Source organism: Rhodoferax sp. GW822-FHT04A08, from assembly GCF_058801025.1.
Genome location: NZ_JBXAMW010000002.1, coordinates 469,322 through 492,205, shown reverse-complemented (window position 1 = coordinate 492,205; position 22,884 = coordinate 469,322). Strand labels below are relative to the sequence as shown.

Genomic DNA, 22,884 nt, shown 5'->3' with positions numbered 1-22,884 from the left:
CAAAAACCATGGCAAATGACGACGACGGTCTGCAAAATGCGGCGATTCTGATGATGTCCCTCGGCGAGGCCGAGGCGTCTGAAGTTTTCAAGCACCTGTCTCCCAAAGAGGTGCAAAAGCTGGGCGAGGCGATTGCCAAGACCTCCCAGATCACCCGTGACAAGGTGGACGCGGTCATCGACAAGTTCCACGGAGTGGCGGCATCGCAAAGCCTGCTGGTCTCCAATTCGGGTGACTATGTGCGTTCGGTGCTGAAGTTGGCCCTGGGTGACGACAAGGCGGCATTGCTGATCGACCGCATTCTGCAGGGTGGTGACGTCTCCGGAATCGAGAGTCTGAAGTGGATGGATCCGCTGTCCGTGGCCGAGCTGCTGCGCAACGAACATCCGCAAATCGTGGCCGCCATTCTGGTCCACCTGGAATTTGATCAGGCCGCCGATGTGCTCAAGTGCCTGAACGAACGCCAGCGCAACGAAGTCATGCTGCGTGTGGCCACCATGGAGGGCATTCAGCCCACGGCCCTGAAGGACCTCAATGAAGTTCTGTTCAACGTGCTGGCCGGTGGCGACAAGATCCGCAAGGCCTCCATGGGCGGTATCAAGACCGCCGCGGAGATGATCAACCTGATGGGCACTGCCATTGAAGGCACCGTCATCGAGTCCATCCGCAGCCACGATGCCGATCTGGCGCAGAAGATCATGGACAAGATGTTTGTGTTCGACGACGTCATCAAGCTCGACGACAAGGCCATCCAGATGGTGCTCAAGGAAGTGTCTACCGATGTGCTCATCGTGGCGCTCAAGGGTGCACAGCCCGAGCTCAAGGACAAGATCCTGGCCAATATGTCGACCCGTGCTGCGGCCACGCTCAAGGAAGACCTGGAGTCGCGCGGGCCCATGCGCCTATCCGAAGTGGAAGCGCAACAGAAGGAAATTCTCAAGACCGTGCGCCGCTTGGCGGACGAAGGGCAGATTGTCATCGGCGGTGGAGGTGGCGACGACGCCATGGTCTGATGTCACGCGCCCACTCAACCTTCATCCCCGCAGAAAAGGTCGCAGAAGCCAGCAACTGGAACTTCGATCCCGTCGATCAGGCCTCGCTGCGGTTCGCCGCCAAGGTCAAGGCGCAGGCCGAAGCGCAGGACCGTGCGCGCGATGAGCTGGCGCGCCAGTCCGGTTATGCCGAAGGCTATGCCCAGGGCCATGCACAGGCCACGCTGGAAGGCCAGCGGCTGATCAACGAATACATTGCCAATGAAGGTCAGCAGGCGGCCCAACATTTCGCCAGCCTCTTCCGGTCCGCGCAGGAGCAGATTGAGCAGTCCCAGCAGACCCTGGCCAAGGGTGTGCTGGAACTGGCCTGCGAGCTCGCGCGCCAGGTGCTGCGGCGCGAATTGACGGTCAACCCCAATGCCTTGCAGCCCGTGGTGCGCGAAGCGCTGGGCATGCTGACAGTGGATACCAAGATGGCGGCTGTGCGCATGAATCCGGTGGATCTCGACGTGTTTGCAGAAGATCTGCAGAGTGAATTTCCCAACCTGCAGCTCACGCTGGTGCCCGACGTCAACGTCCTCGCAGGCGGCTGTCTGGTGGAGGCCGCAGGTACCGTGATCGATGGCACGGTGCAGCGCCGGTGGAACAAGGCGGTTGCCAGCCTGGGATTGGATTCAAGCTGGGAGCAAGAAGATGATGCCCCCTGAGGCGCCCGCTGCTCTGCCTGGCAGCCCTGTCCAGTGGGAGGATTTCTTTGCCCGCTCGCAGGCACGCCTGGCACGCAGCTCGCCGCTGGAAGTGCGCGGCACCCTGACCAAGCTGGCCGGGCTGGTGCTGGAGGCCAGCGGGCTGCGTGCTCCGGTCGGCTCCCAGTGCATCGTCACAGCGCGTACGCGTGAAACCATCCTGGCCGAAGTTGTGGGCTTTTCCAACGACCGGGCCTTTCTCATGCCTGCGGGGGACGTGCAGGGCCTCTCGAGCGGCGCCAGCGTCGCGCCCGCGGCGCACTATGTTCCGGTGCCGCAACTGCATAAGCCGTCCGCTGCCGATTTCACATCTGAAACCGGCATGTTGCGCCTGCCTTTGGGCGAGGGGCTGCTGGGTCGGGTAGTGGATTCGCAAGGTATGCCGCTGGATCGCATGGGCCCCATTGCGGACGTGGCCGCCAAGCCATTGGACCGCGCACCCATCAACGCCATGGACCGTGACCCGGTGCGCCAGGTTCTGGACACCGGTATACGCGCCATCAATGCCTTGCTGACCGTGGGACGCGGCCAGCGCATCGGCCTGTTCGCCGGTTCCGGCGTGGGCAAGAGTGTGCTGCTTGGGATGATGGCGCGCTATACCCAGGCCGATGTCATCGTGGTGGGGCTGATCGGCGAGCGGGGCCGGGAAGTCAAGGAATTCATCGAAGACATTCTGGGCGCCGAAGGCCGCGCGCGCTCGGTGGTGGTTGCGGCGCCCGCCGACGCGCCCCCGCTGCTGCGCATGCAGGGTGCGGCCTATGCCACTGCCATTGCCGAGAGTTTTCGGGACCAGGGCAAGCACGTGCTGCTGTTAATGGATTCGCTGACCCGCTATGCCATGGCCCAGCGCGAAATTGCACTCGCCATCGGTGAGCCACCAGCCACCAAGGGCTACCCGCCTTCCTGCTTTGCCAAGCTGCCCCAGCTGGTGGAGCGCAGCGGCAACGGCCTGCATGGCGTGGGCTCCATCACCGCTTTCTACACCGTGCTGACCGAGGGCGATGACCAGCAGGACCCGATTGCCGATGCGGCGCGTGCCATTCTGGACGGCCATATCGTGCTGTCCCGCGCTCTGGCAGAATCCGGACACTACCCGGCCATTGACGTGGAGCAGTCGGCCTCGCGTGTGATGCACAACGTGGTGAGCCGGGACCATTTCGAGGTGGCGCGACGTTTCCGCTCGCTCTATTCCAAGTACGAGAAGAGCCGCGATCTGATCCAGATTGGGGCCTATGCGCAGGGTTCGGACCCGGCGTTGGACGAGGCCATTTCCCTGCACGATGGCATGGCGCACTTCCTGCAGCAGGACATGTTTGAGGCAGCGCCCATGGAGCAAGTGCTGCCCCAGATGGCACAGGTCTGCAATGTCTCGCTGGATGCTTCCTGAGGCCGCCGCATGAAAGCAATGCACCATGCCTAAATTCAGAGCGCTGGAACTTGCCATCGACCAGGCCTCGCGGCAGCGCGATGAGCAGGCGCGTCTGTATGCGCAGGCGCAGCGTGCACTCAGCTATGCGCGCAACCAGCTCGACCAGTTGCAGAACTATTCGGCAGATACCGATGCGCGCTGGGTTGCCGGCCGCGCCGTCAATCTGTCGGTGGAAATGGTCAAACACCATTACCAGTTCATGGACCGATTGCAAAACGCCGTGCATCTGCAGCAGGGTGTCTTGCAGAATCTGGAGCGCCAGCTGGAGGCCGCCCACCAGCGCGTGCTGCAGGCCGAGTTTCGCCTGGCCGGATTCAAGCAAGTGCTCAAGGCCCGGCGCGCAGCCCATAGCCAACTCCTGCACCGGCGCGAACAGCTCGCCACCGACGAATTTGCCGCTCAGCGCCACATCCGTGGCCGTGCCGATCAATCCCTGGAAGACGCTTCATGACCATCGAACTCAGCCCCCCTGCCACAACACCTGCCAAGCCGAGCGAAGCGCAGGCTGCCAAATCCAAATCCAAGTCTGGAACGTCTGACGGCAAACCGGATGCCGGTGCCAATGGATTCATGGCGATACTGGGTTCCATCGACGGCACAGCCGCCGCGACAGATACGGGTGATGCGACGACCCCGGATACCTCCACCCCATCTGCTGGTGCGATGGATCCCAATACCCTGCTGTTGCAGAACCCCCAGATTGCCGCCGCGATGCAAGGCGTCGCCACCGATGCGGCCGGAAAGGGTGTTGATGCAAATGCTTTGGCAGCCAGCCTGGCTTCCAGTGGTTCGCAAAAGGGTGGTGGTTCGCAAAAGGGGCAGGACGCTTCCTTGCCACAAGACGGCAAGGGCGGTGTGCGTCCGGTGCGCCTTGGTGTGGGTGACGTTCAGGAATCCGTCCCCCGGGACGTGACGATCAGCCAGGAGTCGGCAACCGTGGGCCTGCAGCATGCGGGTGCGCACGCCAAGGGCGGCAAGGACAGCCTGCCCACGCTTTCGGATTCCACCAGTTCCACCGCCGCCAATGCCACCGCGACCGCCACGCCTGCAAGTGACCACAAGGAGGCTGTGGATGCGAAATTCCTGGCCGCGCTGGAACAGGCCAAAGCCGCACCTGCCAGCAAAGTCGCGGAGCCCGCTCTGGTGGCGTTGAACAACCGGCCCGAAAAGTCGCAGTCCGAGCGCGCCATAGGCGGTGCGAAGAATGCCGACCCCACCTACACGGGCACCGCAATTGGCGTCAGTGGTCCGGATTTCTCGCAGACCGCAGCGCAGCCCACGGCCATGGCGCCGGACATGCAGGTTGCTGAGCAGGTAACGTACTGGGTATCGCAAAACGTGCAGAACGCCGAGATGAAACTCGACGGTCTGGGCCACTCCCCCGTGGAAGTGAGCATCAGCGTCCAGGGCAATGAGGCGCAGATTGCGTTCCGCAGCGACGAGGCAATGACACGCGGCGTGCTGGAGAGCGCAGGCGCCCACCTGAAAGACATGCTGCAACGTGAAGGCATGGTGTTGACCGGAGTGTCCGTAGGTACTTCGGGCAGTGGCGACTCCGGAGCGGGTGACCGACGGGGACGCCAGTCGGCAAGGCAGGTGGCCATTGCTCCGTTGCAGCCGGTGGTGGCCTCTGGCGCGGCGCGCGCGGGAGCCGCAACAGGACGTTCGGTGGATCTTTTTGTGTAGCGATGTCCAATTGGGCAAAAATAGGGATTGCGTATTGGAAATACAGGCCTTTTTCAGCCTTTAATAGGTACTGACGGCCCAATAATCCGTTCTACATGGACATAGTGAGCGAGGAATAACAGTGGCTACTGCAGCACCCGAAGCGACCGAAGCGGCCGCCCCCAAGAAGAGCAAGAAGTTGCTGATCATTGTTGGCGCGGTGGTGCTCGTCCTGCTTTTGGGCGGAGGTGGTGCGTTCTGGTACATATCCAAGCAGCGTGCCGCTGCCGCCGCAGAAGATGGCGAAGAGCCGGCCAAGGCGGCAGCGCATGACGCGCATCCGGTGCCGCCAGCCTATCTGCCCATGGACAACATGGTGGTCAATTTGGCCGATGTCGGTGGTGATCGGGTCGCCCAGATCGGCGTGACGCTGGTGGTCACGGATGCACATGCATCCGACCAGGTCAAAGCCTTTTTGCCGACCATTCGCAGTGGTGTCCTGCTGCTGATATCGCAAAAGACGGCGGTGGAGTTGCTGACGCCGGAAGGAAAGACCAAGCTGGCCAAGGAAATCCTGCACCAGGCGCTGATTCCCTTTGGTGGCGGTGATGAAGAAGAGGCCGCGCCCGAGGATGGCAAAAAGAAGAAGAAGGCTGCGGCCCCCCACGCTGACCTGCCGGTGACTGGCGTGCTGTTTTCCAGTTTCATTGTTCAATAGACGCGACACGGAAATTGCCCCATGAGCGAATCGTTCCTTTCCCAAGAAGAAGTTGATGCACTTCTGGAGGGTGTAACGGGCGAAAGTCAGAAGTCGGTCGAAGAAGCGGCCGAACATGGCGAGGTTCGCCCCTACAACATCTCCAGCCAGGAGCGCATCGTGCGTGGGCGTATGCCCACGATGGAGATCGTCAATGAGCGCTTTGCCCGCAATTTGCGCCAGGGACTTTTCAACTTCATTCGCCGCAGCCCGGAAGTTTCCGTAGGGCCGGTAAGCGTGCAGCGCTACAGCGCCTTTTTGCGCGAGCTGGCGGTGCCGACCAATTTCAATATCGTGGCCATCCGGCCTTTGCGTGGTAGCGGGATGATTGTGTGCGAACCCAGTCTGGTGTTCGGTGTGATCGACACCCTGTTTGGCGGCATAGGCAAATTCCAGACGCGTATCGAGGGTCGCGATTTCTCCGCCACCGAACAGCGGGTGATCAACCGCCTGGTAGAGGTGATCTCGGAAGAGTACAAGAAGGCGTGGAAGGGCATCTATCCGCTGGAGCTGGACTACCAGCGCTCGGAAATGCAGCCTCAGTTCGTCACCATCGCGACGCCCAGCGAGATCGTGATTTCCACTTCGTTCCAGCTGGAAATCGGTGACATTGCGGGCGCCATCCACTTCTGCTTTCCGTATTCCACGCTGGAGCCCATTCGTGATGTGCTGTATTCGTCCACCCAGGGCGACTCCATGGAAGTGGACAAACGCTGGGTCAATGTGCTCACGCGGGAAATCCAGGCGGCGGAGGTGACCCTGGTAGCCAACCTGGCCAAGGCGGACGCCACGGTGGAGCGCCTGCTTTCCTTGAAGAAGGGGGACTTTATCGAGCTTGAGCGGCAACCCCGCATCCAGGCGACCGTGGATGGTGTCCCGATCTTCGAGTGCAACTACGGAACACACAACGCCAAATATGCAATTCGCATCGAAAAGGCGTTGCGCAACAATGACCACAACTGGTTAGGGGATAGACATGGCCACTGAAGACAAGCCCGACGAAGCAGCCGACGACGGCATGGCCGATTGGGCCGAAGCGCTCATGGAGCAAAAGGCCGCCGACAGCACGGAGGCGCAACCCGGTTCGGTGCTGTCCGGCAACGAGGCGCCGCGTCCGTTTTCCTCGACAGGTCCAGACGGTACCACCCAGGACATCAACATGGTGCTGGACATCCCGGTGCAACTGTCGGTGGAACTGGGCCGCACCAAGGTGCCAATCAAACACATTCTGCAATTGGGCCAGGGCTCGGTTGTGGAGCTGGATGCATTGGCTGGTGAACCCATGGACGTGCTGGTCAATGGCTACCTGATTGCGCAAGGTGAGGTGGTGGTGGTGAACGACAAGTTCGGCATCCGGCTGACCGATGTGGTGACTCCGTCCGAGCGCCTGCGCCGCGTCAGCAAGAACTGACAGCCGCTGAGGAATGACGCAGTCCCTGATTCTGATCGGCCTGTTTCTGTGTGTATTGGTGAGCCTGCCGTTCCTCATTGAGCGCGTCAAGAAGCACTATGGCCTGAGCAATCTGGGGCCCATGGGATCGGCCAGACTGGTGTCGATGCTGGCTTTGGGGCCACAGCAAAAGGTGGTGACCGTAGAAGTGGGGCCTGCGCATGCCCGTGTCTGGCTGGTGCTGGGTGTGACGCAACAGTCCATACAGTGCCTGCACACCATGCCTGCCGATTCCGCGGGCGCGGCCGATGGCCAGGCTCAAGCGGCTGAGGTTATGCTCAAGGCCACGCCCCAACCTTAGCCCTTGCACGCATGAAATCCCTTGCCCGTTTTGCCAAGATCGCGCTGCCTTTGCTGGCATTGCTGCTGCACGGGTTGGCCCAAGCGCAGACTACGCCGGGCCAATTGCCCCTGATCATCGGCAGCGGCCAGGGGGGCACGAATTATTCGGTTCCCATCCAGACGTTGCTGTTCTTCACGGCACTGTCTTTCCTTCCCGCCGTGCTGCTGATGATGACGGGTTTCACCCGTATCGTGATTGTGCTGTCCCTGTTGCGCCAGGCGCTGGGAACCCAGTCGGCGCCTCCCAATCAGGTCATTGTGGGACTGTCCCTGTTCCTCACCTTTTTCGTCATGGGGCCGACGCTGGACAAGGTCTATGAAGACGCCTACTTGCCCTATTCCACCAGCTCCATTACGTTTGACGTGGCCCTGACCCGGGCTGAGGCGCCCTTGCGCAGTTTCATGTCCAAGCAGACCCGACAGTCCGACTTTGCCTTGTTCGTCAAACTGGCCAAGCTGCCACCGGATACCAAGGTCGATGTCGCTCCCATGCGCGTGCTGGTTCCCGCATTTGTCATCAGTGAGCTGAAATCGGCCTTCCAGATCGGCTTCATGATCTTCATTCCGTTTCTGGTCATCGACATTGTGGTGGCCAGCGTGCTGATGTCGCTGGGCATGATGATGTTGTCGCCAGTGCTGGTTGCCCTGCCATTCAAACTGATGCTTTTTGTATTGGCTGACGGTTGGAACCTGTTGGTAGGCTCGCTGGCAGCGAGCTTCGTGAGTTAGAAGGGGCGCACATGAATTCCCAGATGGTGTTGACCATGGGCCAGGAGGCCCTGCTGATGTTGCTGATGGTGTCCTCTCCTGTGTTGGGGGCGGCGTTGGTGGTGGGTCTGCTGGTAAGCCTTTTTCAGGCGGTTACCCAGATTCATGAAGCCACGCTGGCCTTTGTGCCCAAGCTGATTGCCGTGGTGGCTGTGTTCGCCATTGCCGGTCCTTGGATGCTCACGATGCTGGTCGAGTACATACGCCGTACCCTGGAAGCCATTCCCGGCTCCGTGGTCTAGGCGGAGTCCATGCCGTGATCAGTCTTTCCGAGGCGCAGCTTGCTGCCTGGATATCGCCGATCTTTTGGCCGTTCATCCGTGTGCTGGCTGTGTTTACCTCGGCACCCGTACTTTCTTCCAAGGCCTTTACCACCCGAGGTCGGGTGGCCCTTGCTTTTCTGGTGGCCCTGGCATCTCAGGCCAGTTTGCCACCTGCTGCCATCGTCGGCTTCAATGATCCTGGCGCCCTTGGTGTAGTGGTGCAGGAGGTGGGGGTGGGGCTATGCATTGGCTTTGCCGTACGCGTGGTGTTCTCGGCCGTGGAACTGGCTGGAGAGGTGGTGGGTTTTCAGATGGGGCTGAACTTCGCGTCTTTCTTTGACCCCAGTCTGAACTCCCAGTCCAGTGCTGTGGCACGCTTTTTTACCCAGATGACGTCGCTGCTGTTCATTGTGATGAACGGACATCTAATGGTGCTGATGGCAATCAACCGAAGCTTCGTGGCATTCCCGGTTGGACAGAACTTTCTGAAGTCTTTGTCGCAGATGCAGTTGCACAAGCTGGGTTCCGAAATCTTCTCCAGCGCGCTGTGGATTGCCATGCCCATGGTAGGACTCTTGATGTTCAGCAATTTGGCGATGGGCATCATTTCGCGGGTTGCGCCGCAAATGAACATTTTTGCCATCGGCTTTCCGGTCACCTTGCTGGTGGGGCTGGTGGGGATTGCCTTTACCCTCCCCATGCTGGACCAGCCCTTCATCAATCTGATGACACGGGTCATCGAGATCTTTGGCTAACCAGCGTTCAGACCAGCTCGTTGCGAATGGCGTAGACAGTCAACTCGGCGTTGTTGCTGAGTTTGAGCTTTTCCAGTAGCCGGGCGCGGTAGACGCTTACGGTCTTGGGACTGAGCATCAGCTCTTCGGCAATTTCCGAGAGTTTCTTGCCGGAGGCAATCTTCAGCAGGGTTTGCAGCTCCCGCTCGGACAAGGTGGAGTGCAATGTCTCGGCGCTGGGTTCGGCCAGGTTGTTGACCAACATGTCGGACACCGCAGCCGTCACGTATTTGCGTCCTTGCGCAATCGTGCGCACTGCAGCGATCAGTTCGGCCGGGTCTCCCGCCTTGTTGAGGTATCCATGGGCGCCAGCGCGCAGGCAGCGAATGGCGTATTGGTCCTCGGCGAACATGGAAACAATCAGCACACGCACGGCGGAGCCCGATTCGCGCAGGGAAGAAAGCACTTCCAGGCCGCCTCGGCCCGGTAGATTCAGGTCAAGAATCAGCACATCACAGGCCGCTGATCGCAGAACTTCGCGCACTTCAGAATAACTGCCCGACTCGCCTACGACCTGGATGTCCACGGCTTCACTGAGCGTGTCGCGAATGCCTCTGCGCACCATGGCGTGGTCATCACACAGTACTACTTTGATCACAGAAAATCCGCCTCGTCGTGGGAACTGGTCTTTTCATCCAGCGGGATGTTAAGTATGAGGGTGGTGCCCTGGCCTGGGCGTGTACTGATGTCCAGCCAGCCGCCCACAACTTTGGCCCGCTCCTTCAGCCCCCGGATCCCGAAAGCCGCGGGATTGTCCAGGGCCTCTTGCGAGATGCCCTGGCCATTGTCAGAGATCTCAAGCGTCAGCACGCCTTCCGCATCGGACAAGTCTATCTTGACCAGAGTGCACTGCGCGTATTTGGAAATATTCGTAAGGGCTTCCTGCGCCGTGCGGTATGCCGTCAGCTGAAGGTGCTTTTCAGGGTTGATGGCCGGATTGTTGGTCAAGAGCGAGGTCTTGACGCCGCTTCTGCGTTGGAAACTTTCGGCGAGCCATTGGATGGCGGGGTACAGGCCCTGGTCCAGGATGGCAGGACGCAGGTTCATCATGATGCGCTGGCTCGCTCCAATGGCGTGTTGCAGCATGTCATTGGCCGCTGTCACATGGTCTTGTGCCTCCGTGCTTGGCGCGTGGCGCGCCAACCAGGACAGGTCCAGCCGCACAGCAGCGAGCGATCCGCCAATGTCATCATGTATTTCCCGCGCAATCGAGGCGCGTTCATTTTCAATGGCGGTTTGCAGGTGTTGGGCAAAGTGGGCCAGACGCTTTTCGGAGGCTGCGAGCTCCGCCACGGCGCGTGCTTCTGCAGCCTTGGCCTTGTGCACTTCGATGGCGCTGGCAATCACGCGGGCCAGTTTGTCCAAGCCTTCTTTGGGGAGGTAGTCGCTGATGCCCAATTGGATGGCGGCAACCGCCGCCGGCTCCCCGATGGCGCCGGACAGGAGCACAAAAGGGATCTTGCTCCCGATCTCCTTCAGTACGGTCCATGCGTCCAGGGCAGTGAAACCAGGCAAACGATAGTCTGCCAGAACGATATCGAAATCGCGGTTCCGCAGTTGGTGGTCAAATTCAGCAAGCGAATCGACCCGGGTGACAGTGAAGTCCAGCTTGTCTTTCTTCAGAGCCCTGCAAACCAACTGATGGTCCAGCTCCGAATCTTCCAGGTGAAGAATGCGAAGTGGCTGGGTAGGTGTGGGGGATACAAGGGGAGCCATGCGCATTGGGGCAGATTATCTGTTTACGTTCTGCGCGGGCGCAAGTTTTTTCGCTTCGAAAGAGCGGCGAGCCAAGTCAAAATTTCCACAATCACGGAGTTTCCTGATAACCTCCAAGATAGAAAGTGGGAGGCATGCCAAAATGAATAAATTGCCGAGTGGCTTTGAGGGTTAATAACGATGCCAGCATCACTGACAACACCGAGTGCGCCATCTGTTCAAATGCCGCTGATGCTTGTGGCGGAAGTGCAGGACTCTCTGTTGGTGGTGGTCCATGATCTCAACCGGCTGGATGGCCTGTTGGCGCACACCATGGAAAACCTGATGGAGCGCTTCACCGCGGCAAGCGCCAATCTGGCCAACCCCGATCTGGTCGCCTCCAAGGAGCTCGATGTGGTGCGCAGCACATTGCGTGCGGCAGTAACCGAGCTTCAGTTTCAGGACATGGCCTCCCAGCTGATTACCCACACTTCCAAGATATTGCAAGGCTGCGCCTACCGTCTGGCTTCCGAGTCCATGGGGGTGGAGGACGGGGAGGCAGTACCCTTTGTGGAAGAAGTACCGGAGCGGCCCAACCCTGTCACTCAGGACGAAATGGACGCCGGTTCCATTGAACTTTTCTGATCCACCCCATTCCAAGATTGATTAGCTGGAGCATTTGATGCCTGTAATTCTCGCCGTCGACGACTCACCTTCCATGCGGAAGATGGTCTCTTTTACGCTCACCGGAGCGGGTTATCAGGTTGTGGAGGCCGTGGATGGCCAGGACGCCTATGAAAAGGCGCAGACGCAATCATTCGATCTGGTTCTTACCGATCAAAACATGCCACGCCTGGACGGCTTGGGGCTTACCCGCAAATTGCGTGACCATCCCCAGTTCAAGACAACGCCCATTTTGATGCTCACGACAGAATCCAGCGATCTGATGAAGCAAGCCGGACGCGCCGCGGGGGCTACCGGCTGGCTGGTGAAGCCGTTTGACCCAGCCAAGTTGCTCGACGTCATCAAGAAAGTCATTCGCTAACAAGTCGGTTGGGGCACCCCAGGACGCCAAACAGGAGAATAAATAATGTCAGAAACGCATCAAGAAAGCGGCGCAGGCGGCGATATTGATTTAAGTCAGTTCTATCAGATCTTCTTTGAGGAAGCAGGCGAAAACCTGGACCTGATGGAGACCATGCTGCTGAATCTGAACCTGGAAACAGCGGATGACGAAGAGCTCAATGGCATCTTCCGTTGCGCCCACTCCGTCAAGGGCGGTGCCGCGACTTTTGGTTTTGCGGACGTTGCCGAGCTGACCCACAAGATGGAGTCTCTTCTGGACCGCTTGCGCAGGCACGAGTTGCAGCCAACTTCTGTGATGGTTGATGTTCTCTTGGAGTCGGCGGACGCGTCGCGCAGCCTGTTGGCACGCCACCAGTCTGGCGATACCAGTGAGGCCCCACCGACTGCAGACTTGGTGCGCCGTATTGCGGATCTGGCGGCTGGCAATGTTCCGGCACCGGCCAAAGTGGCGGCGCCCGCGCCCGCGCCGGCACCTGCGCCCAAACCGGCTGCGGTGGCTAAACCAGCGGAGCCCGTTGCTGCTGGAGGCGTTCGGCCATTGGAAATCAAGGTTGGCCCGCTAACCCATCCCGAGCAGGCAGATGCCATTTCTGAGCTGTTCCGGGATATCCCGGGGCTGGGCACCATCAAGGCGTTGAGTTCAGACCGCAAGGACTTTCGTATGTTTGCCGTTGAAACGGCTTCTACCGATGAAGACCTGCTGGACCTGTTTACCTTCCATGTGGCGCGCGAGCAGATCGAAATTCGGCCTGTGGCCGCCCCTACGCCCGCCGAGGCGGATGCCAGCCATGGTTTCTTCGACGATGCACCCGGAGCGCCTGCAGCCGCCACTCCGGCGCCCGCGCAGCCCGAGGCACCTGCTGGCTATGGATTCTTTGACGGTTCACCGGGCGCGCCAGTAGCGGGTCACGAAGCCAGTGCCGGTGTTACGGACAACCATGTAGCGGAAGTCAAGACCGGGGCCAAGGCTGTGGCAAAGACCGCGGCGGCACCGGCTGCGCAGCAGCCTGAAGCCGCCACCATCCGTGTGGCCATCAGCAAAGTGGATCAACTCATCAATCTGGTGGGCGAGCTGGTGATCACGCAGGCCATGCTGGCGCAAAACAGTCGGGCGCTGGATCCGGCGGTGTACCAGCAGCTGTTGACGGGGTTGGCCGACCTGGACCGCAATACCCGTGATTTGCAGGAATCGGTCATGTCGATCCGCATGATCCCCATGTCCATTGTGTTCAGCCGATTCCCTCGCATGTTGCGCGATCTGGCCGGCAAACTGGGCAAGAAGGTGGATTTTGTGACGCAAGGCGAAGCCACTGAGCTTGACAAGGGGCTGGTTGAGAAGATCACAGACCCGTTGACGCATTTGGTTCGCAACAGTTGCGACCATGGCATTGAGTCGCCGGCCGAGCGTTTGGCGGCTGGAAAGCCTGAAACCGGAACGATCACCTTGTCTGCTTCACACCAAGGCGGCTCCATCGTGATTGAAGTCCGGGATGACGGCAAGGGCCTGTCGCGGGAAAAGATTCTCAAGAAAGCGCGAGACCGCGGTATGGACGTATCAGATCAGATGTCCGATGCGGACGTCTGGGGGCTGATCTTTGCCCCCGGCTTCTCGACGGCCGAGGTGGTTACCGATGTTTCAGGCCGCGGCGTTGGCATGGACGTGGTGAAGCGCAATATCGCCGCCCTGAATGGCACCGTGGAGATTGACTCCGCAGAGGGCTTTGGCATGCGGGTGGCGGTGCGCCTGCCGCTGACGCTGGCCATCATGGATGGCATGTCCGTTGGCGTGGGCGAGGAGGTGTACATCTTGCCGTTGTCCTCCGTAGTGGAGTCCTTCCAGGTCAAGGCCGATGCGGTCAGCACAGTCGGACAGGGCTCTCAACTGGTCAAGGTGCGTGACGAGTACATGCCGGTGATCGAGCTTGAAAAAGTGTTCCAGGTGCCGCGTTTTGACTTTGAGAAGAACAGCGACATCATGGTCGTGGTGGAAGCTGACGGAAGTCGCGTGGTTCTGTTGGTGGACGAGCTGTTGGGCCAGCAGCAGGTGGTGGTCAAGAACCTGGAATCCAACTATCGCAAGGTGCCCAACGTGTCTGGCGCCACGATATTGGGGGATGGCAAAGTTGCATTGATTCTGGATACGGCCGCGTTGGTGCGTCGATCCAGGCACTAGGAGCAAGTTATGGGAATGATGGAAAAAATGGAAGAGCTCACATCGACGGGCGCACGCGAGTATCTGACGTTCCGGCTGGATACCGAAGAGTACGGCATCGACATTCTCAAGGTGCAGGAAATCCGGGGCTATGAGCCTCCCACGCGGGTTGCCAATGCGCCCAGTTTCATCAAGGGTGTGGTGAACTTGCGGGGCACGATTGTTCCTATCGTGGATATGCGCCTGAAATTCAATTGCGAAAAGGCGGAGTACAACAGCTTTACGGTTGTGATCATCCTGAACCTGCGCAACCGTATCGTGGGGATTGTGGTCGACTCCGTGAGCGACGTGATGGAGCTTCCCCCCGAGGCGTTGAAGGCCGCACCGGACATTGACAGCGTGATTGACAGCAGTGCGGTCATGGGCCTGGGCTCTCTTGGCGAACGCATGCTGATTCTGTTGGACATCGAGCGACTTATGTCTGCACCCGATATGGGGCTGGTCAGTTCCGAAGAGTAACCGCTTCCCGGGAGCGTTCAATTACAACTAGAAGAACGATTGAAATACGATGAATGCACGCGCTTCCATGGACAGTCTGGGTGACGCAGGAATCCAAGGGCGAGAATTTGCATGGACCAGCGCAGATTTTGACCGCGTACAGGACCTGATTTACCGCCGTGCCGGAATCAGCCTGCATGATGGCAAGCATGCCATGGTGTATAGCCGCTTGTCTCGGCGTTTGCGTGAAACCGGGCACCAGAGCTTCAAGGAGTATCTGTCCTGGTTGGAGTCCACCGATGGTGATGAGTGGCAGGAGTTCGTGAACGCACTCACGACCAATCTCACGTCCTTCTTTCGTGAGCATCACCACTTCCAGATTTTTGCTGAGCACCTGAAGTCAAAACCGGCGTCGCACCACTGGAAGGTCTGGTGCAGCGCAGCCTCCACGGGGGAGGAGCCTTACTCGATCGTGATGACCGCGCTGGAGGCTTTGGGTAGCCGCCCCCAGTTTTCCTTGGCTGCCAGCGATATCGACTCCAAAGTGCTGGCTACGGCGGCCAACGGTGTCTACAAGGCGGAGTCGCTCAAGGGGGTCAGCCAGGCGCAGATGCAGGCCTTTTTCATGCGTGGGAAGGGCGCCAATCAGGGAATGGTGCGGGTCAAGCCGGAGTTAAGGCAATACATAGAGTTCCTGATCATCAATCTGATCAAGGACGACTGGCCCTTCAGGGAGCCCTTTGACGTCGTCTTCTGTCGCAACGTGATGATCTACTTTGACGCGGAAACGCAGCGCCGGGTGCTGGAGCGGATTCACCGTGTCATGAAGCCGGGCGGAATTCTATTTGTCGGACATGCAGAAAATTTCAGTGACTCGCGCGATTTGTTTGTATTGAAGGGGAAAACCGCCTATGAGCGCCGCTAGTGCAATGCGTTATTGCGTGGACCTGATGGCAACAACCCTATGAGTTCAAATTTCCCCACCCCGAATGCCTCGCGCTTGAGCGCGGCCATGCCCGCGGCCAAGACGCTGCCTAATGGACGGGTCTCGCGGGTCGACCAGCTCAAGGCGCAGGCACGCAAACCGGGTGAAGCCTCCTTTTTCTATGCAGATCACCACTTTCAGTACGACGCTGTCAAAGTGTTGCCGGGCGAGTACTTCGTCTCCGGCGAGGAAATTGTGATCATGACCGTTCTGGGTTCGTGCATCGCAGCCTGTCTGTGGGATGGAAGGTCACGCGTAGGTGGCATGAACCACTTCATGCTCCCGGACGGTGATACCGGTGACGGGTCCGGTCGCTATGGCTCGTTTGCCATGGAGTTGTTGATCAACGAAATGCTCAAGCTGGGAGCCAGGCGAGAGACCATGCAGGCCAAGATCTTTGGCGGCGGCCAGGTGATGGCCGGATTTACGACCATGAATGTGGGGGAGCGCAATACGCAGTTTGTTCAGGATTACCTGGCTACAGAGCGTATTCCCATCGTCTCACAGGATGTGCTGGATATCCATCCGCGCAAGGTGTGTTTTTTCCCGGTTACGGGCAAGGCGCTGGTCAAACGGCTCGCTCACTCGCACCCCGAAACACTGGCGGTGGAGGAGCGTCGCGGAAATGCGGCCACGGTTGCCAAGTCAAACGCCGGTGGCTCTGTTGATTTGTTTTGAGGATGTGGTTTGAGCAAGAAGATTACCGTAGTTGTTGTGGACGATTCCGCGCTGGTGCGCAGCTTGTTGTCTGAGATCATCAACCGCCAGCCGGACATGGAGTGCATTGGCACAGCCAACGATCCACTGATCGCACGTGAAATGATTCGTGAACTCAATCCGGACGTGATCACCCTGGATATCGAGATGCCGAAGATGGATGGAATTGAGTTTCTGGGGCGGCTGATGCGCCTGCGTCCCATGCCGGTTCTTATGATCTCTACCCTGACGGAGCGCGGCGCCGAGATCACCATGCGCGCTCTGGAGCTGGGCGCGGTGGATTTCGTGGCAAAACCACGGATTGGCTTGGTTGATGGCATTAACGAGCTTGCCGGACTGATCGTCGAAAAGGTACGGGTTGCGGCCCAGGCGCACGTTCGACGTACCGTTACACCGGCGGCCGTGCCCGCTTCTACGCCGGCGGCCAAACCCCAAAACGCGTCCATCGGACGTATTTCCACTGAAAAACTGATCTGCATCGGTGCTTCTACGGGAGGTACGGAGGCCATCAAGGAAATCTTGGTACGGATGCCAGCAGATTCGCCTGGAATTGTCATCACGCAGCACATGCCGCCCGGCTTCACCACCAGTTTTGCAGCCCGGCTCAATGGCTTGTGTCAAATTTCCGTGAAAGAGGCGGTAAATGGTGAGCGGATTCTTCCGGGGCACGCCTACATTGCGCCGGGGGGCAAGCAGTTCCGAATTGACAGAAGCGGGGCCAATTACCAATGTGTCGTGGAAGACGGCGAACTGGTGAATCGCCACAAACCATCTGTCGAGGTGTTATTCAAGTCGGCTGCCCGGGTAGTGGGCCGCAACGCCTTTGGAATCATGCTCACAGGCATGGGTAATGACGGTGCCAAGGCCATGAAAGAGATGCGGGATGCCGGAAGCTACAACTTCGTGCAGGATGAAGCCAGCTGCGTCGTCTTTGGAATGCCGCGCGAAGCCATCTTGCACGGCGCTGCGGACGAGGTATTGCCCTTGACCTCCATAGCGACGGCATTACTTGCCAAGCTCTCTGGAAGTACTGATCGCTACCGGGTGTGACCTCGTACCTTGGAATGTGCGTCAAGGCGTTCAGGGCAACTTTTTTTGAAGTTGTTTTGAAATCCCAAAAAACAGTGCTATAGTCGAGGGCTTCGCTAATGACGGCGAAGACAAATTTCTAAGTAAAGCAAATAAAAAAACTTTAAAAGAAATTTGACCAGCAGCTAAAAACTGTGTCATAATTCAAGGCTTCGCTGATCACAGTGAAGCAAGCAAAGAGAAGTAAAAAGTTCTTTGTGATCTTTAAAAATTTACAGCCGATAAGCGTGGGCGTTTGAAGGCGATTGCCAAGTTCTTCGGAACTAGGTCTTAACTGACCTACAAACGCTCATGAAGTAAAAAAGATGTGAAAGTCAGAGATGATATTCACGTCGATTCCAATTTATGAGTTGCTCGAAAGAGCGAAAAAATTCAAGATCGAACTATAGAGTTTGATCCTGGCTCAGATTGAACGCTGGCGGCATGCCTTACACATGCAAGTCGAACGGCAGCACGGGAGCAATCCTGGTGGCGAGTGGCGAACGGGTGAGTAATATATCGGAACGTGCCCAGTCGTGGGGGATAACGCAGCGAAAGCTGTGCTAATACCGCATACGATCTATGGATGAAAGCGGGGGATCGCAAGACCTCGCGCGATTGGAGCGGCCGATATCAGATTAGCTAGTTGGTGAGGTAAAGGCTCACCAAGGCGACGATCTGTAGCTGGTCTGAGAGGACGACCAGCCACACTGGAACTGAGACACGGTCCAGACTCCTACGGGAGGCAGCAGTGGGGAATTTTGGACAATGGGCGCAAGCCTGATCCAGCAATGCCGCGTGCAGGATGAAGGCCTTCGGGTTGTAAACTGCTTTTGTACGGAACGAAACGGCCCTTTCTAATACAAGGGGCTAATGACGGTACCGTAAGAATAAGCACCGGCTAACTACGTGCCAGCAGCCGCGGTAATACGTAGGGTGCGAGCGTTAATCGGAATTACTGGGCGTAAAGCGTGCGCAGGCGGTTATATAAGACAGATGTGAAATCCCCGGGCTCAACCTGGGACCTGCATTTGTGACTGTATAGCTAGAGTACGGTAGAGGGGGATGGAATTCCGCGTGTAGCAGTGAAATGCGTAGATATGCGGAGGAACACCGATGGCGAAGGCAATCCCCTGGACCTGTACTGACGCTCATGCACGAAAGCGTGGGGAGCAAACAGGATTAGATACCCTGGTAGTCCACGCCCTAAACGATGTCAACTGGTTGTTGGGTCTTCACTGACTCAGTAACGAAGCTAACGCGTGAAGTTGACCGCCTGGGGAGTACGGCCGCAAGGTTGAAACTCAAAGGAATTGACGGGGACCCGCACAAGCGGTGGATGATGTGGTTTAATTCGATGCAACGCGAAAAACCTTACCCACCTTTGACATGTACGGAATTTGCCAGAGATGGCTTAGTGCTCGAAAGAGAACCGTAACACAGGTGCTGCATGGCTGTCGTCAGCTCGTGTCGTGAGATGTTGGGTTAAGTCCCGCAACGAGCGCAACCCTTGTCATTAGTTGCTACATTTAGTTGGGCACTCTAATGAGACTGCCGGTGACAAACCGGAGGAAGGTGGGGATGACGTCAAGTCCTCATGGCCCTTATAGGTGGGGCTACACACGTCATACAATGGCTGGTACAAAGGGTTGCCAACCCGCGAGGGGGAGCTAATCCCATAAAGCCAGTCGTAGTCCGGATCGCAGTCTGCAACTCGACTGCGTGAAGTCGGAATCGCTAGTAATCGTGGATCAGAATGTCACGGTGAATACGTTCCCGGGTCTTGTACACACCGCCCGTCACACCATGGGAGCGGGTTCTGCCAGAAGTAGTTAGCCTAACCGCAAGGAGGGCGATTACCACGGCAGGGTTCGTGACTGGGGTGAAGTCGTAACAAGGTAGCCGTATCGGAAGGTGCGGCTGGATCACCTCCTTTCTGGAAACTGCAATTTAATTTGAACGCTCACACTTATCGGTTGTTGGAAGGTTGTCGCTGACGACTCTGGCTTATGGCCTGGTCACAAGTGACCGGCTTGGGTCTGTAGCTCAGTTGGTTAGAGCACCGTCTTGATAAGGCGGGGGTCGTTGGTTCGAGACCAACCAGACCCACCATCGTCGTCCAATATACAGATATTCGGGTACACGGGGGATTAGCTCAGCTGGGAGAGCACCTGCTTTGCAAGCAGGGGGTCGTCGGTTCGATCCCGTCATCCTCCACCAACCTTTCAAAACTTATCCTTTGGTAGTTATTCAACACCAAAGTTGCTTTAGATTTATTATGATTTAAGGCTACTTTGTTGTTGATCGAGATTACTTGATCAATCGGCTGTTCTTTAACAATTTATAGAGTTTAATCAGCGTTGCTAGCGGAAACTGCACATTCGTAAAGGTTTAGTGCAGACCGTGCCGCTAGCGACATAATTTTGATTGCGTCAAAATGAATATCAAACTTCACGTTTGAAATTCGAGTTATTCAAGTTAATTGAATACGGCATAACGCGACAGGTGAGAGACCTGTCAAACATTCCTTGAAGATAACTGGTTGATTCGCAAGAATCATCAAAGTTATAGGGTCAAGTGAATAAGAGCATATGGTGGATGCCTTGGCAATGATAGGCGACGAAGGACGTGATAGCCTGCGATAAGCTTCGGGGAGCTGGCAAATTAGCTTTGATCCGGAGATTTCCGAATGGGGAAACCCACCTGCAAAGGTATCGCATGATGAATACATAGTCATGCGAGGCGAACCGGGTGAACTGAAACATCTCAGTAGCTCGAGGAAAAGACATCAACCGAGATTCCGAAAGTAGTGGCGAGCGAAATCGGAGAAGCCTGCAAGTGATAGCACAAGACATAACGGAACGATCTGGAAAGGTCGACTATAGAGGGTGATAGTCCCGTACGTGAAATGACCTGTGTGGTACTGAGCTTGCGACAAGTAGGGCGGGACACGAGAAATCCTGTCTGAATATGGGGGGACCATCCTCCAAGGCTAAATACTCATCATTGACCGATAGTGAACTAGTACCGTGAGGGAAAGGCGAAAAGAACCCCGGGAGGGGAGTGAAATAGATCCTGAAACCGTATGCTTACAAAAAGTAGGAGCCCGCAAGGGTGACTGCGTACCTTTTGTATAATGGGTCAGCGACTTACATTCAGTGGCAAGGTTAACCGAATAGGGAAGCCGTAGAGAAATCGAGTCCGAATAGGGCGTCAAGTCGCTGGGTGTAGACCCGAAACCAAGTGATCTATCCATGGCCAGGATGAAGGTGCCGTAACAGGTACTGGAGGTCCGAACCGACTAGTGTTGCAAAACTAGCGGATGAGCTGTGGATAGGGGTGAAAGGCTAAACAAACTTGGAAATAGCTGGTTCTCTCCGAAAACTATTTAGGTAGTGCCTCAAGTATTACCTGCGGGGGTAGAGCACTGTTTTGGCTAGGGGGTCATGGCGACTTACCAAACCAATGCAAACTCCGAATACCGCAGAGTACAGCTTGGGAGACAGAGCACCGGGTGCTAACGTCCGGACTCAAGAGGGAAACAACCCAGACCGCCAGCTAAGGTCCCTAAAATTGGCTAAGTGGGAAACGAAGTGGGAAGGCTAAAACAGTCAGGATGTTGGCTTAGAAGCAGCCATCATTTAAAGAAAGCGTAATAGCTCACTGATCGAGTCGTCCTGCGCGGAAGATGTAACGGGGCTAAGCCAGTTACCGAAGCTGCGGATTTGCAATTTATTGCAAGTGGTAGGAGAGCGTTCTGTAAGCCTGTGAAGGTGCGTTGTAAAGCGTGCTGGAGGTATCAGAAGTGCGAATGCTGACATGAGTAGCGTTAAAGGGGGTGAAAAGCCCCCTCGCCGTAAGCGCAAGGTTTTCTACGCAACGTTCATCGGCGTAGAGTGAGTCGGCCCCTAAGGCGAGGCAGAGATGCGTAGCTGATGGGAAACAGGTCAATATTCCTGTACCGATGTGTAGTGCGATGTGGGGACGGAGAAGGTTAGCTCAGCCAACTGTTGGATATGTTGGTTCAAGCCTGTAGTCGTGCCTGGTAGGTAAATCCGCCGGGCTTAGATGAGGGGTGATAACGAGGCTGCTTGCAGCCGAAGTGAGTGATACCCTGCTTCCAGGAAAAGCCACTAAGCTTCAGCTACACACGACCGTACCGCAAACCGACACTGGTGCGCGAGATGAGTATTCTAAGGCGCTTGAGAGAACTCGGGAGAAGGAACTCGGCAAATTGACACCGTAACTTCGGAAGAAGGTGTGCCTTTAGTAGGTGAACCATTTACTTGGGGAGCCCAATGAGGTTGCAAAAAATCGGTGGCTGCGACTGTTTATTAAAAACACAGCACTCTGCAAACACGAAAGTGGACGTATAGGGTGTGACGCCTGCCCGGTGCTGGAAGATTAAATGATGGGGTGCAAGCTCTTGATTGAAGTCCCAGTAAACGGCGGCCGTAACTATAACGGTCCTAAGGTAGCGAAATTCCTTGTCGGGTAAGTTCCGACCTGCACGAATGGCGTAACGATGGCCACACTGTCTCCTCCCGAGACTCAGCGAAGTTGAAATGTTTGTGATGATGCAATCTCCCCGCGGAAAGACGGAAAGACCCCATGAACCTTTACTGTAGCTTTGTATTGGACTTTGAACAGATCTGTGTAGGATAGGTGGGAGGCTTTGAAGCAGGGTCGCTAGATCTTGTGGAGCCAACGTTGAAATACCACCCTGGTGTGTTTGAGGTTCTAACCTAGGTCCATTATCTGGATCGGGGACAGTGCATGGTAGGCAGTTTGACTGGGGCGGTCTCCTCCCAAAGCGTAACGGAGGAGTTCGAAGGTACGCTAGGTACGGTCGGACATCGTGCTAATAGTGCAATGGCATAAGCGTGCTTAACTGCGAGACTGACAAGTCGAGCAGATGCGAAAGCAGGACATAGTGATCCGGTGGTTCTGTATGGAAGGGCCATCGCTCAACGGATAAAAGGTACTCTGGGGATAACAGGCTGATACCGCCCAAGAGTTCATATCGACGGCGGTGTTTGGCACCTCGATGTCGGCTCATCTCATCCTGGGGCTGTAGCCGGTCCCAAGGGTATGGCTGTTCGCCATTTAAAGAGGTACGTGAGCTGGGTTTAAAACGTCGTGAGACAGTTTGGTCCCTATCTTCCGTGGGCGCTGCAGATTTGAGGAAGCCTGCTCCTAGTACGAGAGGACCGGAGTGGACACACCTCTGGTGTATCGGTTGTCACGCCAGTGGCATTGCCGAGTAGCTAAGTGTGGAAGAGATAACCGCTGAAAGCATCTAAGCGGGAAACTCGTTTCAAGATGAGATCTGCCGGGGCCTTGAGCCCCCTGAAGAGTCGTTCAAGACCAGGACGTTGATAGGTCGGGTGTGGAAGCGCAGTAATGCGTTAAGCTAACCGATACTAATTGCTCGTGCGGCTTGACCCTATAACTTTGATGTACACCATGTACTCAAG

21 protein-coding genes, 2 tRNA genes and 2 rRNA genes are annotated in these 22,884 nt (G+C 57.1%); 23 read left to right on the top strand and 2 right to left on the bottom strand.

Annotation, left to right across the window (positions count from 1 at the left end; all coding sequences use genetic code 11):
• Positions 1-8: 8 nt before the first annotated feature.
• The 12 genes from fliG (at position 9) to fliR (ending at position 9,167) form a co-directional block, all read left to right on the top strand.
• On the top strand, positions 9-1,013 hold the full coding sequence (gene fliG, locus AC1RMF_RS06855) for a flagellar motor switch protein FliG (protein ID WP_342618969.1): 1,005 nt from the start codon (positions 9-11) through the stop codon (positions 1,011-1,013).
• Complete coding sequence (locus tag AC1RMF_RS06850) at positions 1,013-1,699, top strand: FliH/SctL family protein (protein WP_493140667.1); 687 nt, start codon at positions 1,013-1,015, stop codon at positions 1,697-1,699. Before fliG ends, AC1RMF_RS06850 begins: the two co-directional genes overlap by 1 nt.
• Positions 1,686-3,125 carry a flagellar protein export ATPase FliI gene (fliI, locus tag AC1RMF_RS06845; RefSeq protein WP_493140665.1) on the top strand — a complete coding sequence of 480 codons (1,440 nt, stop codon included), beginning with the start codon at positions 1,686-1,688 and terminating at the stop codon, positions 3,123-3,125. The genes AC1RMF_RS06850 and fliI overlap by 14 nt, the downstream gene beginning before the upstream one ends.
• Positions 3,126-3,150: 25 nt before the next feature.
• Positions 3,151-3,618 (top strand): flagellar export protein FliJ, encoded by a 468-nt coding sequence (gene fliJ / locus AC1RMF_RS06840; protein ID WP_493140663.1) that lies wholly within the window; start codon positions 3,151-3,153, stop codon positions 3,616-3,618.
• Complete coding sequence (locus tag AC1RMF_RS06835) at positions 3,615-4,853, top strand: flagellar hook-length control protein FliK (protein WP_493140660.1); 1,239 nt, start codon at positions 3,615-3,617, stop codon at positions 4,851-4,853. Before fliJ ends, AC1RMF_RS06835 begins: the two co-directional genes overlap by 4 nt.
• A 121-nt stretch (positions 4,854-4,974) precedes the next feature.
• On the top strand, positions 4,975-5,550 hold the full coding sequence (locus tag AC1RMF_RS06830) for a flagellar basal body-associated FliL family protein (RefSeq protein WP_342618965.1): 576 nt from the start codon (positions 4,975-4,977) through the stop codon (positions 5,548-5,550).
• 21 nt (positions 5,551-5,571) lie between these two features.
• Positions 5,572-6,576, top strand: a complete 1,005-nt coding sequence (gene fliM, locus AC1RMF_RS06825; protein WP_493140657.1) for a flagellar motor switch protein FliM — start codon at positions 5,572-5,574, stop codon at positions 6,574-6,576.
• Entirely contained in the window at positions 6,566-7,000 is a 435-nt protein-coding gene (fliN, locus tag AC1RMF_RS06820; protein WP_342618963.1) for a flagellar motor switch protein FliN, read from the top strand. The genes fliM and fliN overlap by 11 nt, the downstream gene beginning before the upstream one ends.
• 13 nt (positions 7,001-7,013) lie before the next feature.
• Entirely contained in the window at positions 7,014-7,340 is a 327-nt protein-coding gene (locus AC1RMF_RS06815) for a FliO/MopB family protein (protein ID WP_342618962.1), read from the top strand.
• A gap of 11 nt (positions 7,341-7,351) precedes the next feature.
• Positions 7,352-8,110 (top strand): flagellar type III secretion system pore protein FliP, encoded by a 759-nt coding sequence (gene fliP / locus AC1RMF_RS06810; protein ID WP_493140654.1) that lies wholly within the window; start codon positions 7,352-7,354, stop codon positions 8,108-8,110.
• 11 nt (positions 8,111-8,121) lie between these two features.
• Complete coding sequence (gene fliQ / locus AC1RMF_RS06805) at positions 8,122-8,391, top strand: flagellar biosynthesis protein FliQ (RefSeq protein ID WP_342618960.1); 270 nt, start codon at positions 8,122-8,124, stop codon at positions 8,389-8,391.
• 14 nt (positions 8,392-8,405) lie between these two features.
• Entirely contained in the window at positions 8,406-9,167 is a 762-nt protein-coding gene (fliR, locus tag AC1RMF_RS06800) for a flagellar biosynthetic protein FliR (protein ID WP_493140652.1), read from the top strand.
• A gap of 7 nt (positions 9,168-9,174) precedes the next feature.
• On the opposite strand, the gene AC1RMF_RS06795 is transcribed toward fliR, so the two are convergent.
• Together AC1RMF_RS06795 and AC1RMF_RS06790 are read right to left on the bottom strand one after the other, a co-directional pair.
• Positions 9,175-9,804: a response regulator gene (locus AC1RMF_RS06795; RefSeq protein ID WP_493140650.1), complete on the bottom strand. Its 630-nt coding sequence runs from the start codon at positions 9,802-9,804 to the stop codon at positions 9,175-9,177.
• On the bottom strand, positions 9,801-10,922 hold the full coding sequence (locus tag AC1RMF_RS06790) for a sensor histidine kinase (protein ID WP_493140648.1): 1,122 nt from the start codon (positions 10,920-10,922) through the stop codon (positions 9,801-9,803). Before AC1RMF_RS06790 ends, AC1RMF_RS06795 begins: the two co-directional genes overlap by 4 nt.
• Before the next feature lie 180 nt (positions 10,923-11,102).
• On the opposite strand from AC1RMF_RS06790, the gene AC1RMF_RS06785 reads away from it, so the two are divergent.
• The 11 genes from AC1RMF_RS06785 (at position 11,103) to AC1RMF_RS06735 (ending at position 22,855) form a co-directional block, all read left to right on the top strand.
• On the top strand, positions 11,103-11,546 hold the full coding sequence (locus AC1RMF_RS06785; RefSeq protein WP_342618956.1) for a hypothetical protein: 444 nt from the start codon (positions 11,103-11,105) through the stop codon (positions 11,544-11,546).
• 37 nt (positions 11,547-11,583) lie between these two features.
• Positions 11,584-11,946 (top strand): response regulator, encoded by a 363-nt coding sequence (locus AC1RMF_RS06780; protein ID WP_342618955.1) that lies wholly within the window; start codon positions 11,584-11,586, stop codon positions 11,944-11,946.
• Positions 11,947-11,991: 45 nt separating this feature from the next.
• Positions 11,992-14,160, top strand: a complete 2,169-nt coding sequence (locus AC1RMF_RS06775; RefSeq protein WP_493140645.1) for a chemotaxis protein CheW — start codon at positions 11,992-11,994, stop codon at positions 14,158-14,160.
• 9 nt (positions 14,161-14,169) lie between these two features.
• Positions 14,170-14,658, top strand: coding sequence for a chemotaxis protein CheW (locus tag AC1RMF_RS06770; protein WP_342618953.1), 489 nt, complete (start codon positions 14,170-14,172; stop codon positions 14,656-14,658).
• Between the two features lie 49 nt (positions 14,659-14,707).
• Positions 14,708-15,562 carry a CheR family methyltransferase gene (locus AC1RMF_RS06765; RefSeq protein ID WP_342618952.1) on the top strand — a complete coding sequence of 285 codons (855 nt, stop codon included), beginning with the start codon at positions 14,708-14,710 and terminating at the stop codon, positions 15,560-15,562.
• An 87-nt stretch (positions 15,563-15,649) separates the two neighbouring features.
• On the top strand, positions 15,650-16,300 hold the full coding sequence (cheD, locus tag AC1RMF_RS06760) for a chemoreceptor glutamine deamidase CheD (RefSeq protein WP_342621017.1): 651 nt from the start codon (positions 15,650-15,652) through the stop codon (positions 16,298-16,300).
• A 9-nt stretch (positions 16,301-16,309) separates the two neighbouring features.
• Positions 16,310-17,389: a protein-glutamate methylesterase/protein-glutamine glutaminase gene (locus AC1RMF_RS06755; RefSeq protein WP_493140642.1), complete on the top strand. Its 1,080-nt coding sequence runs from the start codon at positions 16,310-16,312 to the stop codon at positions 17,387-17,389.
• Positions 17,390-17,808: 419 nt separating this feature from the next.
• A 16S ribosomal RNA gene (locus AC1RMF_RS06750) occupies positions 17,809-19,343 on the top strand.
• Between the two features lie 99 nt (positions 19,344-19,442).
• Positions 19,443-19,519, top strand: a tRNA-Ile gene (locus tag AC1RMF_RS06745).
• A gap of 32 nt (positions 19,520-19,551) precedes the next feature.
• Positions 19,552-19,627 (top strand) — tRNA-Ala (locus AC1RMF_RS06740).
• Between the two features lie 351 nt (positions 19,628-19,978).
• Positions 19,979-22,855: ribosomal RNA gene (locus AC1RMF_RS06735) — 23S ribosomal RNA — on the top strand.
• Together the 16S and 23S rRNA genes with 2 tRNA genes alongside form the textbook arrangement of a ribosomal RNA operon.
• Positions 22,856-22,884 lie beyond the last annotated feature (29 nt).